The sequence below is a fragment of the Cellulosimicrobium sp. NPDC055967 genome, assembly GCF_042269845.1.
GTDB lineage: Bacteria > Actinomycetota > Actinomycetes > Actinomycetales > Cellulomonadaceae > Cellulosimicrobium.
The window spans coordinates 1-14,207 of record NZ_JBHJYJ010000012.1 but is presented as its reverse complement, the minus strand read 5'-3'; the positions used below and the strand labels follow the sequence as shown (position 1 = coordinate 14,207).

The window sequence follows — 14,207 nt, the reverse complement described above, 5'->3', positions numbered from 1 at the left end:
CGCGTCACCAGTCGACCTGCGCCGACTCGTGGAACGCGATCCCTGCGCGCCGCCAGACGTGCGCCTCGCGCGCCACGCGACGGCGGTAGTCGTCCCAGTCCTTGCGGTCCGGTGCGGTCCAGCCCACCTCGGCGACGGCGCTCAGGCGCGGCAGGAGCATGGTGAACAGCGCGTCGAGCGTCGGGATCCGCTCCGTCCAGACGGCCGCCTCGACGCCCTCGATCGTGTCGGCCGGCAGACCCGGCACGACCTCCTCGGGCTCCCAGCCGTAGGAGTCGCGCGCCTCGACGAGGCCGGCCCAGTCCTGGCCCAGGGCCGGGTCGAAGTCCGCCGTGTACCGCATGTCGAGGTAGACGCGGTTCGCCGGCGACAGGAGGATGCGCGCCCCGGCCTTCGCGGCGTCGACGAGGTACGTGAGGTCCATGGGGTGCGTGTCCCAGTACTGCACGATCGTGCCCGGGCGCAGCGGTGCCTTGGCCGCCTCCTGCCAGGCGACCGGCTTCTTGCCGGCCTCGAGGATCACGCGCTCGCACAGCTCGACGAACCGCGCGTACTCCGCGGGCTCCATCTTCAGCACCTCGTCGCCGCCCAGGTGCACGTGCTCGCCGTCGGTCGCGTGGGCGAGGTCCGTGAACACGTCGCGCAGGAACGGCTCGGTGGCGGGCAGGTCGAACGTGAGGCGCGAGAAGCCGACCTCGATGCCGGAGTACGCGTCGGTGGCGACGCCGTCGGGCATGAGGTCCCCGTAGACGTGCGTCGCCGCGTTGATGTGGCCCGGGACGTCGATCTCCGGCACGACGCGCACGAAGCGCTCCGCCGCGTGGTCCTGCAGCGCCCGGAAGTCCGCGAGGGACAGGTGCCCGCCCTTCCCACCGGACGTGTCGGTCCCGGAGGAGAGCTTGGCGAGCTCGGGCCGCGACGGCGACTCGATGCGCCAGCCCTGGTCGTCCGTGAGGTGCAGGTGGAGCACGTTGAGCTTGTACGCGGCCGCGACGTCGATCACGGTGCGCAGCGCGTCGAGGTCGAAGAACGTCCGCGCGACGTCGACGGACAGGCCGCGCCAGGGGTAGCGGGGCGCGTCGTGCACGACGACGTGCGGCACCCGCGCGGGCTCGTCGCCCGGGCCGGGCGCCTCGACGAGCTGCCGCAGCGTCTGCAGCGCGTGGAACAGGCCGGCCGGCTCGGCCGCGGCCGCGGTCACACCGCCGTCGTCGACGACGAGGCTGTAGCGCTCCGGGCTCGTCGAGCCTGCGGGACCCGCCTGCGCGTCGATCCGGAGCACGAGCGCGGTTCCGAAGCCCGCCGCGGAGTCCGTCGCGGCGCCCGCCGAGGAGGGAGACCCGGTGCCGTCGGACGCCGGGTCGTCGTGTGTCGCGCCGACGCCGTCGAGGCCGCTCAGGAGCGCGGCGGCCAGGTCCCCGAGCCACGGGGCGGTCCGCCCGAGGCCGAGCGCGTGGACCTCCAGCGCGGCGACGGGGACGTGGCCCGCGCCGGGCTCGACCTGCAGGGGCTGGGGGATGATCGAGACCATCGGGTACCTCGTCGTCTGGGGCTGGGATCGAATCGATTCGGCTTTTGCGAGCGCCACACCCTAACCCGGGCCCCCCGGCGCGGCCAACCGCCTCGAGACGCGGCTCGGGTCAGCGCGAGGGAGCGACGTAGCGCGGGCTCGGGTCGAGCGAGAGCACGCCCTCGACGTCGCGCGCCGGGTCGGAGGAACCGGTGGTCCACCCGCCGACCAGACCCTGCGGCAGGCCGTCGAGCAGCACGCCCCAGTCGCGGACACGCGCGCCGTAGCCGTCGCCGGAGGTGGACTGCAGCACGACCGCCGTCTCGCCGGCCCCCAGGTCGAGGCCGGCCGCGTCGCGGATGGCGTCCGCGTCCGAGCGCTGCAGCACGACGAGCTTCTGCGGGAGCCCCTCCGTGCGCACGACCTCCCCCACGGCGTCGATCGCCGCACCCAGCTCGGTCGCCTCGACGGTGCCGGTCGGGACGCCCCCGCCGGCGCGCCGGGCGTCGACGTCGAGGGCGACCCCCACGGTCGGGCGGGCGAGGACGTCCGCGTACTCCGCCACCTGCTCGTCGAAGGCCGCTCGCCCCGGCTCGAACCGCAGGACGACCAGCACGCCCGCCGTCGCGGCGGCGTCCACGAGCGGCAGCAGCTCCTCGGCCGGGATCTCCGTCGAGTAGTCCCGGTCCGTCCCCGCGCTCGACGACGCCCGGGTCGCGGGGACCTCGAGCACCGGGACCACGACGTCGTCCGGGGCCGCCTGGGCGTACGAGGCCGCCGCGTCCTGCGCCCGCGCGACGGCGTCGGACATCGCCCGCTCCCCCACCGCCACGAGGCCCGACGTCACCGCGTCCGCCTCGACCGCCACGTACCGCACCCCGTCGGCGAGCACGAGCTGGGACCCGCTCGGGAGCAGGTCGCCGGCCTCGGCCGTGCGCAGCCGCCACGCGAGGTCCTCCGCGGACCCGAAGCTCGCCCCGATGCCCACGACGGCGAGCGCCTTCGCCGCCGCGAGCGCGTCGACGACCTCCGCCGAGGACCGCGGGTCGCCCTGCGGCACCTCGAGCGGCACCGCCCCGGCCGCGCGCGCCGTCGCGATCGCCGCGGACTGCGGGCCGCCCGCCGCGTCGAGGCTCCCCGGCTCCGTGAGCGCGAGGACCTCCGTGAGCGTCTCCGGCTCGCCGCGCTCGGGGAGCGCGGCACGGACGTCGTCGAGGTCGTGCGGGTCGAGCGCCCCGTCCGCACCGAGCGCGCCCACGTCGAGCAGGACGCGCTCGACGTCCTCGACGTCGCCCAGCGTCGCGCGCTCGAGGGTCTCGCCCGCGTCGTCCTGCCCCGGGGGCGCGTCCTCCTCGCCGACCTCGACGACGGCGACGGTGCCGAGCCGGGCGAGCTCCGTGCGCAGGCCGCCGTCGGAGATGGCCCCACCGACCAGGAGCACGGGCGCCGCGAGCTCGACCGCGGCGGCGGCCGCCGTGGCCTGCGCGGCCTCGTCGCCGGCGACCGCGAGGACGACCACGGGCGCGGACGTGAAGAAGGCCTGGCTGCTCGTCAGCGCGAGCTCCGCCGGGTCGACCGAGTCGAGCACGAGCACGCCGTCGCTCGGCTCCGCGGCGCGCGCGACGAGCCCGGTCTCGACCGCGGACGGTCCGTCGGCCTTCGCGCTCTCCGCGGCGCAGCCACCGAGCGCCGCGACGGCACCGAGACTGAGGACGACGGGGAGGGCGACAGGGACGAATCGGACCTTCCGAGAGTTCACGCCCCCCATCATCGCGCACGCCGCGAGCACCGCCGACCCCCGGATGTGTGGGACTCGTGACGGTCGGCCCGTCGGGTGGACGCGGGCCGGTCCGGCGACGCGCGTTCGAGACGCGCCGCGAACGCTCGGGGCGCGGGGTGACCGGGACCGGCATACTGGCCGGGCCCGAACCCATCGCCGAGGAGATCGCATGTCGACCCCCGACCAGCCCGACCAGAACCCGCAGTCCGGCGGGACTCCGCCCTCCGGACCGCCCGCGTACGGCGCGCCGCAGCCCGGCGAGCCGCAGCAGCCCCCGCAGGCCCCGCAGTACGGCGCCCCGCAGGCACCCCAGTACGGCGCGCCGCAGGCGCCGCAGTACAGCGCCCCGCAGGCCGGCACGCCCGGGTACGCCGCCCCTGCCCAGGACCCCGGCAAGACGATGGGCATCGTCGGCCTCGTGCTGTCGTTCCTCGGCTGCCTCTCGATCGTGGGCCTGATCCTCAGCATCGTCGCCTTCAACAAGTCGAAGAAGGCCGGCTACAAGAACGGCGTCGCCCTCGCGGGCATCATCGTCGGTGCCGTCGTGCTGGTGATCTCGATCATCGTCGGCATCGTGCTGGGCATCGGCCTCGCCACGGTGGCCGAGAAGTGCGCCGAGCTCGGCCCGGGCACGCACTACGAGAACGGCATCGAGTACACCTGCGGCTGACCGCCCGCGCGCTCCGCACAGGACGAAGGCCCCCGCCGACGGCGGGGGCCTTCGTCGTCCGTCAGCCGGCGTCGACGTCGGCGGCGCAGCGGAACCCGAGATGGGTCGTCGCGCTGTCGTCCGACTGCGGGGACCGGGCCGCGGGCCGGTACCGGCGGCAGTACTCGGGCGCGCACAGGTGCGACCCGCCCTTGGTGACCCGCATGACCTGCGGCGACGTCGTCGGGGCCAGGAGGTTGGGGCGCATCCCGGCGTCCGGCCCGCGCGTGCCGGGGACGACGTGGCGGGGCGTGAACGTGTCGACCGTCCACTCCCACGTGTTCCCGACGAGGTCCACCAGCCCGTACGCGTTCGGCGCGTAGGAGCCGACGGGCGACGTCCCGCCCCACCCCTCGTCGAGGTACGGGAAGCGGCCCCGCCACGTGTTCGCCATCCGCCGCCCGCCCGGCGCGAGCTCGTCGCCCCACGCGAACTCGGCGCCCTCCAGCCCGCCGCGGGCCGCGCGCTCCCACTCGGCCTCCGTCGGCAGCCGCCGCCCCGCCCACGCCGCGTAGGCCGACGCGTCCTCGAACGCGACGAGCACCACCGGGTGATCCGGGCGGTCGTCGACGTCGGAGCCCGGCCCCTGCGGCGAACGCCACGACGCCCCCGGCTGCCACCGCCACCACTGGCGCCATTCGCTCAGGTCGACAGGACCCGTCGTCGGGGTGAACACGAGCCCCCCGGGCACGAGGTCCGCCGGGTCGGCCCCCGGGAAGTCGGCCGGGTCGAGCGCGCGCTCCGCGACCGTGACGTACCCCGTGTCCGCGACGAACGCCGCGAACTGCGCGTTCGTCACCGGGTGCCGCTCCAGCAGGAACGACTCGACCTCCCGGTCGTGCGCCGGCCCCTCCTCGGGGTAATGCCGGTCGGAACCCATGCGGAACGTCCCACCCGGGACGGTGACGAGCTCGGTGAGCACCACGCGGCCAGCATAGGTGCGGCGCGTCCGAGCGGCGCAGCGACCAGGGCGATGGCTTCCCCTGCGCGCACTGCCGGGAGAGGATGACCCGTGCGCAGCCGCCGGAGAGAGCCCGAACCTGAGCCCGACCTCGACGCGTTCGAGGACGGGCTCGCCCTGCTGCGCCGCGACGGTGTAACGATGGGTCACGTGGCGACGTCGCTCGGGCACTTCCGCGGCCTGTTCACCTTCACGCCGCATCCCTGGGTGTGGCTCGTGGTCGTCTGGGACGACGGCGCCAAGGAGCGCGCCGTCGAGGACTACCCGCCGTGGACCTACGTCGCCGAGATGCGCGACGGGTACCTCGAGTGGGAGGGCGGTCGCGGCTCGCGGCGCACCGGACGGTACGAGATCGAGTGGGTGGACCGCGACCGTGCCACGGCCGAGCGCGCACGCCTCGGCATCCGTCGCGAGGACTTCTAACCACCGGCGGGGAGCACGCGAAGCGCCTCGCGAGCTGCGGAGAAAAGACGAGGCCCTCGCCGCCGCAGGTCGTCAACCTGGTCTCGGCGAGGGTCTCTCCGGTGGACCTCCGTAGAGTGTTTGAGAACCCCTGCCCACACCTGAGAACCTTGTTTTTGCGAAAGTCACGAGGCTCCTACAACCACGGCCAGCGTTCCTCCGAGTTTACCGTTTGGGACTGCTGCACATATAGGTGACACCTTGACCTGCCCCACGGTTCGGTTACCAGATCGGGCCTGGTGGTTCAGCTTCTCCAGCGAGGAAGTTCGAACATGCCGAAGCCGTATCCACCCGAGTTCCGTGCCAGGGCGGTCGCCCTCGTGCGGGCCGGCAGGCCTGCCAGCGCGGTCGCGGGTGACCTGTCGATCAGCGCGAGCTGCTTGCAGAACTGGCTGCGTCAGGACCGCATCGACCGTGGCGAGATCGAGGGTGTCCCGCGGACCGAGAGTGCCGACCTGCGACGAGCGCGGGCACGGATCCGCGAGCTGGAACGCGAGGTCGAGATCCTGCGCGTCGCGTCGAACCTGCTCGGGCAGGAGGCCCCGCACCCAAAAGGATCCACCCGGTGATCGACACCCTCGTCGCCGCCGGGCACCCGGTCCTGACCTGCTGCCGTGTCCTGGGAGTCAGCAAGCCGGGCTACTACCGGTACCGCAACTGCGCCACGTCCCCGACGCAGCTGCGCCGCCAGTGGCTCACCGGGCTGATCCGGGAGGTCCACGTCGCCTCGCGCGGCACCTACGGCTACCGGCGCGTGCACGCCGAATTGACCATGGCGATGGACGTGACCGTTTCGGCCCGGCTGGTATTCACCCTCATGCATCACGCCGGGATCTGCAACTCATCGATACTCTTGAAGTGACAAGACCTGCCGCATGGAGCACGAGGGCCGACGTGAGGTATCCGCACCTGGAGGCACTAGAGGGGGACTGGAACTACAGGCAGTTCTACTACGGGGCTGAGCCAGCCGCTCGAAGCCTAGACGACGACCCGCGCGTCGATGTGGACTCTGACATGCTCCGTTTCGCCAGTGTTCTTGTCGATGTCACAGGTCTGGGCGGCGACCCCGACGAGAGGGCGGATGCCATCTTGCACTTGGTCGCTGCTGAAGCGTCCCGAGAAATGCGTGTGGGCTCGGTCTTGCAGCCTCTCGGCGTGATAGCCACGTTGTGGAACTGCGATACCGACCACAACTTCTCTCGCCGACTGGCGGACCGCGCCGCGACTCTCTTCCAAGGTGCCGCATTAGTCGGTGCCTTACGTGCGATCGCGTGGCATCTCTCCCAGTCCTCGACGAGCCACCTGCGCGCCGACCTGGTTCGCCAGGCTCGCGACGTGCTAACCGAGAGCGGAATGCAAGTTGGTCATTCGGTGCTGCTAGCAGACGACGCTCACGCTCACCTTCGCTTGTCGGAACAGGTACGTGACGGCTACGAGGAGACTCGCGATGCGCTTGCCAGGATTGGAACGCTCTTGCTCGGAGCGGCACATGCGTACGCGATCCAAGAGCCCTGGGATCCGTTCGTCCAGTTGCGAATGAGTAAGGAGCGCATCGAACACAAAGTGGCGCTGGGGCGGGTAATGGATGACGAACCGCCGATCCGCCTCGCTCTTGATCGCGCGGTACAGATACTAGAGGAGAGCGGCAGGCAAGGGCAAACGGCTTTTGAATCCCATCTTTCCAATCTCGGTCATGCGCGTGATATGGAAGCGCTTTTCAGGTCGCGCGAATCCCACGGAACGAGTCGTCGTCCCGAACTTCTCGATCCTACGGTCACGCAATTTATTCAGCTTGAGGTCGAACTAGGGCGACTCGTATGACTAACCAGGAAGAGATTCCCACCTCGGGGAGCGGCAGGATCGAGCGGCCCATCGAGAACCCGCCCCGAGGCGAGGAGTACGACCGCTTTGTAGACGTTCTGGGAGGCGCATTCGATGCCGAAGCGAGAGGCGACCTGGTGGGTGCGCTCGACATCGTGCGTTCAGCTCGACTGCCCCCCGATGCGTTCGCCGATGGCGTGAGAGTCAAGGGCAGTCAGATCACTCTCGAGGTCTCGGCCCAGCTCATGACGCTGAGGGCCTACCGGGCCGAACTGTCGCTGCGGCTCGGCCAGTGGCGTGACGCACCGCGTAATGATTCGAACTCGGACTCGCCTCACGGCTTCCTGACCATGTACGAATCGCTGGGCCCTCGGCTGCCGGAGTCGAACTCCCTTCTCAGACTTTTCATGGATCGACTTCGAGTCCGGGTTGGACTCGAGCACCACAGGTACATCCGGGCCGCAGCGTGGGCCTACGACATGCATGCTCTGCTTCGCGCGAACGACTCCCTCGCATCGAACTTCGGCCTCTGGTCTGGAGAATCGCTGGGGAATATGGCCGTCGCGATGTCGGGACTCGGCTTCAAGCGCACCGCCGACTCGCTCTACCGTCAGTCCATTGACAGGTTGGGTGAGAGCGCTTCAAACCGCGCGGCGATTCTCGTCCGCTACGGGAGCATGCTCTGGTCTCAAGGATCCTACGACGCGGCGGAGTCCAATTACCGCGAGGCATTCAATGCCCTCGCGAACTTGGAGGAGCAGACCGTTACGACGCTGCATGACCAAGTACGGGTGCGTGCACGACTGGCTGACTGTCACCTCATCTCCGAACGCTGGGACGAAGCGGCTTCAATGATTTTCGGTGCGTTCGATCTCCTCGACGCCGCGCGTGGTCTCGGCGTATACCAACTGGCGAGGTCTGTCGACGCCAGTGTCGCGGAAGACATTGAGCACCTCCTCTCCTACATGACCCGTCTACCGTTCGAACACCTAGACGCGGCGCGGGTCGTCAAGGCACTACTCATTGTCGGCAATTCCTCGACTGCCGCACGCCTACGCAACGGTACGAAACGTCCTGATGCCCGCGCCCGAATCTGGGCCGATGAGCTCGACAAGACTGCCCGAGCGGCTGTCGAGTCAGCGGCCTTCTGGCGACCTGTCGGAGCCGCAGACGTCGAGGCCGTAATCGATTCGCCTCATCCGATTCTTCTGACAATGCTGTCGATGGGCACAGCCAAACGGCTGTATGGACTTTCAGTTCTAGTCGGCGCCGGCCTCGCTGCGGATGTACGTACGTGGTCACTGGATTCTGGCGAGGACGCTGAGGCATTCGAACTGCTGCAAGTCCTGCTGACACCACCTCCGGGCAGTGTTGACCAGAAGGCTGGCAAGGCCTGGACTCGACCGTGGGATGTTCAGGCCATGACCGCGCTTTCTGACCGGCTTTTCCCTGTGGATGCGCTTGCGAGGGCGATTGGAACGCGAGCAGAGGGCATCGCTGTTGTGCCGGTCGGCGCGATGTGGGAGTTCCCGTTCACGGCCATCGCCATTGGCGGCCAACCGCTGGGGGCAACCGCGCCCGTCGTGCTCACGCCGGGTCCGACCATCAATCAACAAGTCCCGCGCGGCTCGAAGTGGGCCGGTCACTTTGACCTGTCTCTCGCGGCCGCCCTCAATGACCTCAGGGTGGCAGTGCGGGTCTCGGGTGCGGCAGGCAGTCGCCTGGACCTATTCACCAACCTTGAGGAGTTTTCGAAGGTCGCCGGTGAGCAGGGCGTGGGCGTCCTGTTGTTCGCGGGCCATGGAGAGGTCCTTCAACGCGGTCAGCGTCTGCGCCTCGCCACCGGTGAAACTTGTCAGGCAGTTGATCTCAAAGGGCTCAGACAGGGTGCCGTCGTCGTGCTCAATGCTTGCTGGACTGGTGCGGTCACTGACGTCCACGGGAGCGACACTTCGGAGCAAGCGCTTCAGTTCCTCGTCGGAGGTGCCCACAGTGTGCTCGGCACACTTGGTCCGATCAACGACAGTCGAGCCAGCGAGTTTCTTGCCGAGTATCTGCCCGCTGTTGCGAGAGGAAGGACATCAGCGCAGGCGGCGCTACACGCGATCCGTGTTCTACTGGACGCAGAGCAGGGACGGCCGCTCAGCAGCTGGGCCTCGTACGCAACGTTGGGGCGCGGATGCAAATATGCTGGCAACCTGGGTACCGAGAGGATGAGTTCGTGAGCGTAGAGGTCAGGCTGACAGGCAAGGCGGCTACACACGCGCAGACACTCGTGGCTGAGTTGCTGGCCGAGGGCGTGGGGGTTCGACCGGCTGAACCCGCCGTTCCCGACGCAGATCGCGATCTGGCAAGTATTGCGACAGCCTTCGCAGTCGGCCTTGCCGTGGAGGCGACCGTCACGGTCGTGCGGGCCGCCGTGGACCGTTGGCGCTCAAAGTTCGCGATCGACTCCGGGGATGTTTCCTTGAGCGACGATGCGGATGCAGACGGAACTGGAGAGGACGGCGCGGCACCCTCATAGCCCGCGCGTTGTGAGGTGACACACCCGCCAGCAGGTGCAGGATGGTTGGTCGAGCGCGGGGATGGCTGCTGAACGTCACTCCGGGAGCTGGCGGGCAATGAGGCGTTCGGAGCCTGACCCGGTTTCCCGGACAGGTTCTGTTGGTTGATCATGCCGCGAGGCCGGCGGCGGTGTGAAGGGTTTCGGTGGGGCTGCGGTAGCCGAGTCCGGAGTGTCGGCGCACGGGTTGTAGAAGCCTTCGATCCACTCGAAGATCGCGGACGCGAGTTCGGCCTTGGTTGGCCAGTGCTGGCGGTCCAGGAGCTCGCGCTGCATGGTCGCCCAGAACGACTCGATCATCGAGTTGTCCACGGACGAGGCCACCCGGCCCATCGATCCGAGCAGCCCGGCCTCGCGCAGACGGTGACCGAAGATCCACGAGGTGTACTGACTGCCTCTATCGGCATGCACGATGGTCCCCGGCGCGGGCGGCGTCTCCAGCGGGCCATCTCGAGCGCGTCGACGACGAGATCGGAGCGCATGTGGTCGGCGATCGACCAGCCCACGACCTGGCGGGTGAACACGTCCAGGACCGCGCAGCAGTACACGCGCCCTTCGCTGGTGGGGTGCTCGGTGATGTCGGTGCACCACAGCCGGTCCGGGCCGCTGGCGGTGAAGTCGCGCCGCACCAGGTCCTCGTGCGGCGCCGGTGCCGGACGGTGGCCTCGGCGTTTGCGCCGGTGACACACCCCGACAAGGCCCGCGTCGCGCATCAGGCGTGCTACGCGTTAGCGCCCGCACCGGATCCCCAGCCCCAACCGGAGCTCGGCATGCACCTGCGGGGCACCGTAGGTCGCCCGCGACGCCTGGTGGATCCGGGTGATCGTCGAGGCCAACGCCTCGTCGCAGACCGCCCGCGCCGAAGGCGCGCGCTGGTCGGCTTCGTAGAAGCCTGAGCGAGAGATGCCCACCACCCGGCACGTCACCGCGACGGGCACCCCGTCGCCGGCGAGCTCGCGAACGAACCGGGCACTCATTTTGGGAGCACGTTCTCCTGGCGAAGTATGCCGAAGCGCGTTGTCTCGCCCCGGGTTCAGTGGAGGCTGGTGTGTCCCGCGTTCCGTGGAGTCGGATTACTGGATTCTTGTGCCACCTGACCCTGTAGGAGGGGCCTCGTGGGACGTCGTGGGTATCCGTCGGAGTTCCGGCGCAAGGTGTTGGACCTGCTCGAATCGGGCCGCAAGGTCGCGGACGTGGCGCGTGATCTGGAGATCAGCGACCAGACGATCTACGCCTGGCGGCGCCAGGACCGCATCGACAAGGGCCTCGAGCCGGGCCCGAGCAGTGTGGAGAAGGCCGAGCTGGCCGCGGCGAGGAAGCGGATCGTCGAGCTCGAGACCGAGCTGGCGATCCACCGGCGCGCGAGCGAGCTGCTGGGGAGGGTGGTGCCCCCAAAAGGCGGTTCGAAGCGATCGCGGTGATGGCCGGCGAAGGGCTGCCAGTTCAGCCCGCAGTGCGGGCCCTCGGTTGCTCGGAGTCCGGTTACTACGCCTCGCTAGTGCGGGCACCCTCAGCCCGTCATGTGCGGCATACCCTGCTCACCGAGACCATCCGCACCATCCACACCGCCTCCCGGGGCATCTACGGCGCCCGGCGGGTGCACGCCGAGCTCGCCAAGGGCCACGGCATCCAGGTCTGGCACGGGACCGTTGAGATGCTCATGGCCCGCGCCGGGCTCAAGGGCGTCGGCGGGCGACCGAAGTGGCGTCGGGCCCGCCCCGACCTGATCTCCACCGACCTGGTAGACCGGCAGTTCGCCCGTGATGGCGTGAACGAGCTGTGGGTCACCGACATCACCGAGCACCCCACCCGGGAGGGCAAGGTGTACTGCACCGTGGTGCTCGACGTCTGCTCCCGGCGAGTCGTCGGGTGGTCGATCGACTCCTCGCCCACCGCCGCCTTGGTCACCAACGCACTGGGCATGGCCATCGAGAACCGCCGGCCACCGGCCGGGACGATCATCCACTCGGACCACGGCGTCCAGTTCGGGTCCTGGGCCTTCACCACCCGGGCCAAGGACTCCGGCCTGGTGCCGTCGATGGGATCGATCGGCGATTGCTACGACAACGCCGTCATCGAGAGCTTCTGGTCGCGCATGCAGGTCGAGCTCCTTGACCGGCGTCGATGGCGCACCCGCCTGGAGTTGGCGAACGCGATCTTCGAGTACCTCGAGATCTTCCACAACCGCCAGCGCCGGCACTCCGCGCTCGGCTGGCTGACACCCGTAGAGTTCGAGAACGCAGCAACGATCACCGTGGCCTAGATTCCAAAAACCCGACTCCACAGAAGCCGGGGCACACCAGAGCCTCCATCAGACCCGGGGCGAGACAATGGTCATGGCACGTCCCTCGAAGTACCCGCCGGAGTTGCGGGAGCGTGCGGTGCGGATGGTCGCTGAGGTGCGACCGAACTACGGCACGGAGTACGAGGCGATCCGCGAGGTCGCGCGCAAGCTCGGGATCGGTTCGGCCGAGACGTTGCGGCAGTGGGTGCGCCGCGGGCAGGTCGATGCCGGTCAACGCCCCGGGATCACGTCCGAGGAGTCGGCGGAGATCAAGCGGTTGCGGCGCGAGAACGCCGAGCTGCGTCGGGCGAACGAGATCTTGAAAGCGGCGTCGGCTTTCTTCGCGGCCGAGCTCGACCGGCCACAGACCAGGTAGTGGCGTTCATCGAGGCGCACAAGGATCGCTCCGTGGGTGGTCTGCGTTGGGGAGTCGAGCCGATCGTCGCTGTCCTGCGCGAGCAGGGCGTCCCGATCGCCCCGTCCACGTACTACGAGGCTCGAGGCCGTGCCCCCTCGCGCCGGGCGGTGCGTGACGAGCAGCTGCGCAAGGTCGTGTTCGAGGAGTGGTCCAAGCGACGGGTCCTGGGTGCCAGGAAGCTGTGGCTGCGACTGCGCAGGGACGGGCACGACATCGCCCGGTGCACCGTGGAGCGCCTCATGGGCGAGCTCGGCATCACCGGGGTGGTGCGGGGCAAGGCGCGACGTGTGGGGCCACCGGGGCCGGCGGCGGTCCGTGCCGCCGATCTGGTCGACCGGCACTTCGCCGCGATCGCGCCCAACACGTTGTGGGTCGCGGACTTCACTTACGTCCCGACCTGGTCGGGCATGGTCTACGTCGCGTTCGTCTTCGACGTCCACTCCCGCCGGATCCTGGGCTGGCGGGCAGCGACATCGATGCGGACCAGCCTGGTGCTGGACTGCCTGGAGATGGCGCTGTGGACCCGGCGCACCGAGGGAGTGGTGGACCTGTCCGGGCTGGTCCACCACACCGACGCCGGCAGCCAGTACACCTCGATCGCGTTCACCGACCGCCTCATCGACCACGGCATCGACGCATCGGTCGGGTCCGTCGGGGACGCGTACGACAACGCCCTGGCCGAGTCCCAGATCGGGCTCTACAAGACCGAGCTCATCCGCCCCGAAGGCCCCCGGAAGGGCCTCGACGACGTCGAGGCCGCCACCTTGGACTGGGTCCACTGGTTCAACACCGAGCGCACCCACGGATCCATCGACGACCTCACCCCGGTCGAAGCCGAAGCGGCCTACTACAGTCACCACCAACGCCAAGCCGACTCGGCTTGACGCACGAAACCCAGTCCCCGGACACGCCGGGGTGACTCAGTCTGCTCTGCGGTCGCGGGGGGTGACTTCCCGTAGGACGGTGGCGTTGTTGAGCGCGGTGACGGCGAGCGAGGACTTCATGCGTGAGTCCATCGAGTAGCCCGCAATCCGCCCGGACCAGGCGTCCTTGATCGCGCACAGGTATCTCCGCGATCGGCGGCTCGCCCATCAGCAGACTCAACAGCCTGCCCGGACATCACACCTAGTGCGTCCGGGTTCCCTAAAGCCCTTATGTCGAGCGCCGGTCACAGGCGTCCAGCACTGTCTGTGCTGCCGCCCCGCGGTCCGATGTCACCTCGTGCTCCCAGACGCGCACGACAGTCCACCCGAGGCTCTGAGCGGTTTCGGTCGCGGCGGCGTCTCGCGCCCTGGTCCGAGTCATCTTCGCTTCCCAGAGGGCGGCGTTGGGCCCTGTGAACGGTGAGCGTCGCCCGTGCTGTGGGCACGAGTCCCAGTAGCACCCGTCCACCCACACCGCGACGTGGCGAGAGGGTAGGACGATGTCAGGTGTGCAGGAAGGTGCGAGCCTGCGTTGCAGGCGGAAGCGCACCCCTCGGGCGTGAAGTGCCCGCCGCAGGGCGACCTCGGGTGCCGTGTCGCGGTTGCGCCGCCCAGACAGGACTGCGCTGGAACTGGTGCTCTTCCACTGCTCGCCCATGCCACGACGATACGAGGCCCGTACTAGGGCCTGTTTCGGAAGTGGTCAGCGGTGGCTGATCCAGTCCAGGAGGTGGCTCGTGATGGTGGTGTGGTCTGCCTCGGTCGTGGTGTGCTCG

The 14,207-nt window shown here is 69.4% G+C and carries 13 protein-coding genes and 2 pseudogenes; 8 read left to right on the top strand and 7 right to left on the bottom strand.

The window, feature by feature from the left end; all coding sequences use genetic code 11:
• Positions 1-4: 4 nt before the first annotated feature.
• Both ACFC2L_RS14960 and ACFC2L_RS14955 read right to left on the bottom strand, forming a co-directional pair.
• Complete coding sequence (locus ACFC2L_RS14960; protein WP_375825073.1) at positions 5-1,531, bottom strand: family 20 glycosylhydrolase; 1,527 nt, start codon at positions 1,529-1,531, stop codon at positions 5-7.
• 109 nt (positions 1,532-1,640) lie between these two features.
• Positions 1,641-3,269 carry a hypothetical protein gene (locus ACFC2L_RS14955; RefSeq protein ID WP_375825072.1) on the bottom strand — a complete coding sequence of 543 codons (1,629 nt, stop codon included), beginning with the start codon at positions 3,267-3,269 and terminating at the stop codon, positions 1,641-1,643.
• Positions 3,270-3,459: 190 nt separating this feature from the next.
• On the opposite strand from ACFC2L_RS14955, the gene ACFC2L_RS14950 reads away from it, so the two are divergent.
• Positions 3,460-3,960, top strand: a complete 501-nt coding sequence (locus ACFC2L_RS14950; protein WP_375825071.1) for a DUF4190 domain-containing protein — start codon at positions 3,460-3,462, stop codon at positions 3,958-3,960.
• 61 nt (positions 3,961-4,021) lie between these two features.
• Here the strand turns inward: ACFC2L_RS14950 and ACFC2L_RS14945 are convergent, their stop codons facing one another.
• On the bottom strand, positions 4,022-4,879 hold the full coding sequence (locus ACFC2L_RS14945) for a formylglycine-generating enzyme family protein (protein WP_375825159.1): 858 nt from the start codon (positions 4,877-4,879) through the stop codon (positions 4,022-4,024).
• Between the two features lie 132 nt (positions 4,880-5,011).
• On the opposite strand from ACFC2L_RS14945, the gene ACFC2L_RS14940 reads away from it, so the two are divergent.
• The 5 genes and pseudogenes from ACFC2L_RS14940 to ACFC2L_RS14920 all read left to right on the top strand — a co-directional run bounded on the left by ACFC2L_RS14940 (position 5,012) and on the right by ACFC2L_RS14920 (position 9,767).
• Entirely contained in the window at positions 5,012-5,383 is a 372-nt protein-coding gene (locus tag ACFC2L_RS14940) for a hypothetical protein (RefSeq protein ID WP_375825070.1), read from the top strand.
• 311 nt (positions 5,384-5,694) lie between these two features.
• Positions 5,695-6,257: pseudogene (locus tag ACFC2L_RS14935) on the top strand (transposase); the annotation flags it as partial.
• 179 nt (positions 6,258-6,436) lie between these two features.
• Positions 6,437-7,243 (top strand): hypothetical protein, encoded by an 807-nt coding sequence (locus tag ACFC2L_RS14930; RefSeq protein ID WP_375825069.1) that lies wholly within the window; start codon positions 6,437-6,439, stop codon positions 7,241-7,243.
• Positions 7,240-9,468, top strand: coding sequence for a CHAT domain-containing protein (locus ACFC2L_RS14925; RefSeq protein ID WP_375825068.1), 2,229 nt, complete (start codon positions 7,240-7,242; stop codon positions 9,466-9,468). Before ACFC2L_RS14930 ends, ACFC2L_RS14925 begins: the two co-directional genes overlap by 4 nt.
• Positions 9,465-9,767, top strand: a complete 303-nt coding sequence (locus ACFC2L_RS14920) for a hypothetical protein (RefSeq protein ID WP_375825067.1) — start codon at positions 9,465-9,467, stop codon at positions 9,765-9,767. The genes ACFC2L_RS14925 and ACFC2L_RS14920 overlap by 4 nt, the downstream gene beginning before the upstream one ends.
• 75 nt (positions 9,768-9,842) lie before the next feature.
• On the opposite strand, the gene ACFC2L_RS14915 is transcribed toward ACFC2L_RS14920, so the two are convergent.
• The 3 genes from ACFC2L_RS14915 to ACFC2L_RS14905 are packed head-to-tail and all read right to left on the bottom strand — an operon-like array spanning position 9,843 to position 10,783.
• Complete coding sequence (locus tag ACFC2L_RS14915; RefSeq protein ID WP_375825161.1) at positions 9,843-10,217, bottom strand: hypothetical protein; 375 nt, start codon at positions 10,215-10,217, stop codon at positions 9,843-9,845.
• Positions 10,103-10,519, bottom strand: coding sequence for a DDE-type integrase/transposase/recombinase (locus ACFC2L_RS14910; protein WP_375825066.1), 417 nt, complete (start codon positions 10,517-10,519; stop codon positions 10,103-10,105). Before ACFC2L_RS14910 ends, ACFC2L_RS14915 begins: the two co-directional genes overlap by 115 nt.
• Positions 10,520-10,534: 15 nt before the next feature.
• Complete coding sequence (locus ACFC2L_RS14905; protein ID WP_375825065.1) at positions 10,535-10,783, bottom strand: IS3 family transposase; 249 nt, start codon at positions 10,781-10,783, stop codon at positions 10,535-10,537.
• 138 nt (positions 10,784-10,921) lie between these two features.
• On the opposite strand from ACFC2L_RS14905, the pseudogene ACFC2L_RS14900 reads away from it, so the two are divergent.
• Together ACFC2L_RS14900 and ACFC2L_RS14895 are read left to right on the top strand one after the other, a co-directional pair.
• A pseudogene (locus ACFC2L_RS14900) lies at positions 10,922-12,069 on the top strand (IS3 family transposase).
• 73 nt (positions 12,070-12,142) lie between these two features.
• Positions 12,143-13,392 (top strand): IS3 family transposase gene (locus tag ACFC2L_RS14895; RefSeq protein ID WP_375825064.1). Its coding sequence is split into 2 segments (ribosomal slippage): positions 12,143-12,425 and positions 12,425-13,392, totalling 1,251 coding nucleotides; the frame shifts between segments, so codons are not numbered across the junction.
• Positions 13,393-13,660: 268 nt separating this feature from the next.
• Here ACFC2L_RS14895 and ACFC2L_RS14890 read toward each other — a convergent pair.
• The gene (locus ACFC2L_RS14890; RefSeq protein ID WP_375825063.1) at positions 13,661-14,089 is read right to left on the bottom strand and encodes a very short patch repair endonuclease; all 429 of its coding nucleotides are present in this window, start codon (positions 14,087-14,089) and stop codon (positions 13,661-13,663) included.
• Between the last annotated feature and the right edge of the window lie 118 nt (positions 14,090-14,207).

Coding starts and splice junctions, on each gene's coding strand:
- ACFC2L_RS14905 (WP_375825065.1), bottom strand. CDS start 10,783: ATGAGTGCCCGGTTCGTTCGCGAGCTCGCCGGCGACGGGGTGCCCGTC.
- ACFC2L_RS14925 (WP_375825068.1), top strand. CDS start 7,240: ATGACTAACCAGGAAGAGATTCCCACCTCGGGGAGCGGCAGGATCGAG.
- ACFC2L_RS14950 (WP_375825071.1), top strand. CDS start 3,460: ATGTCGACCCCCGACCAGCCCGACCAGAACCCGCAGTCCGGCGGGACT.
- ACFC2L_RS14890 (WP_375825063.1), bottom strand. CDS start 14,089: ATGGGCGAGCAGTGGAAGAGCACCAGTTCCAGCGCAGTCCTGTCTGGG.
- ACFC2L_RS14945 (WP_375825159.1), bottom strand. CDS start 4,879: ATGGGTTCCGACCGGCATTACCCCGAGGAGGGGCCGGCGCACGACCGG.
- ACFC2L_RS14930 (WP_375825069.1), top strand. CDS start 6,437: ATGCTCCGTTTCGCCAGTGTTCTTGTCGATGTCACAGGTCTGGGCGGC.
- ACFC2L_RS14910 (WP_375825066.1), bottom strand. CDS start 10,519: ATGCGCGACGCGGGCCTTGTCGGGGTGTGTCACCGGCGCAAACGCCGA.
- ACFC2L_RS14960 (WP_375825073.1), bottom strand. CDS start 1,531: ATGGTCTCGATCATCCCCCAGCCCCTGCAGGTCGAGCCCGGCGCGGGC.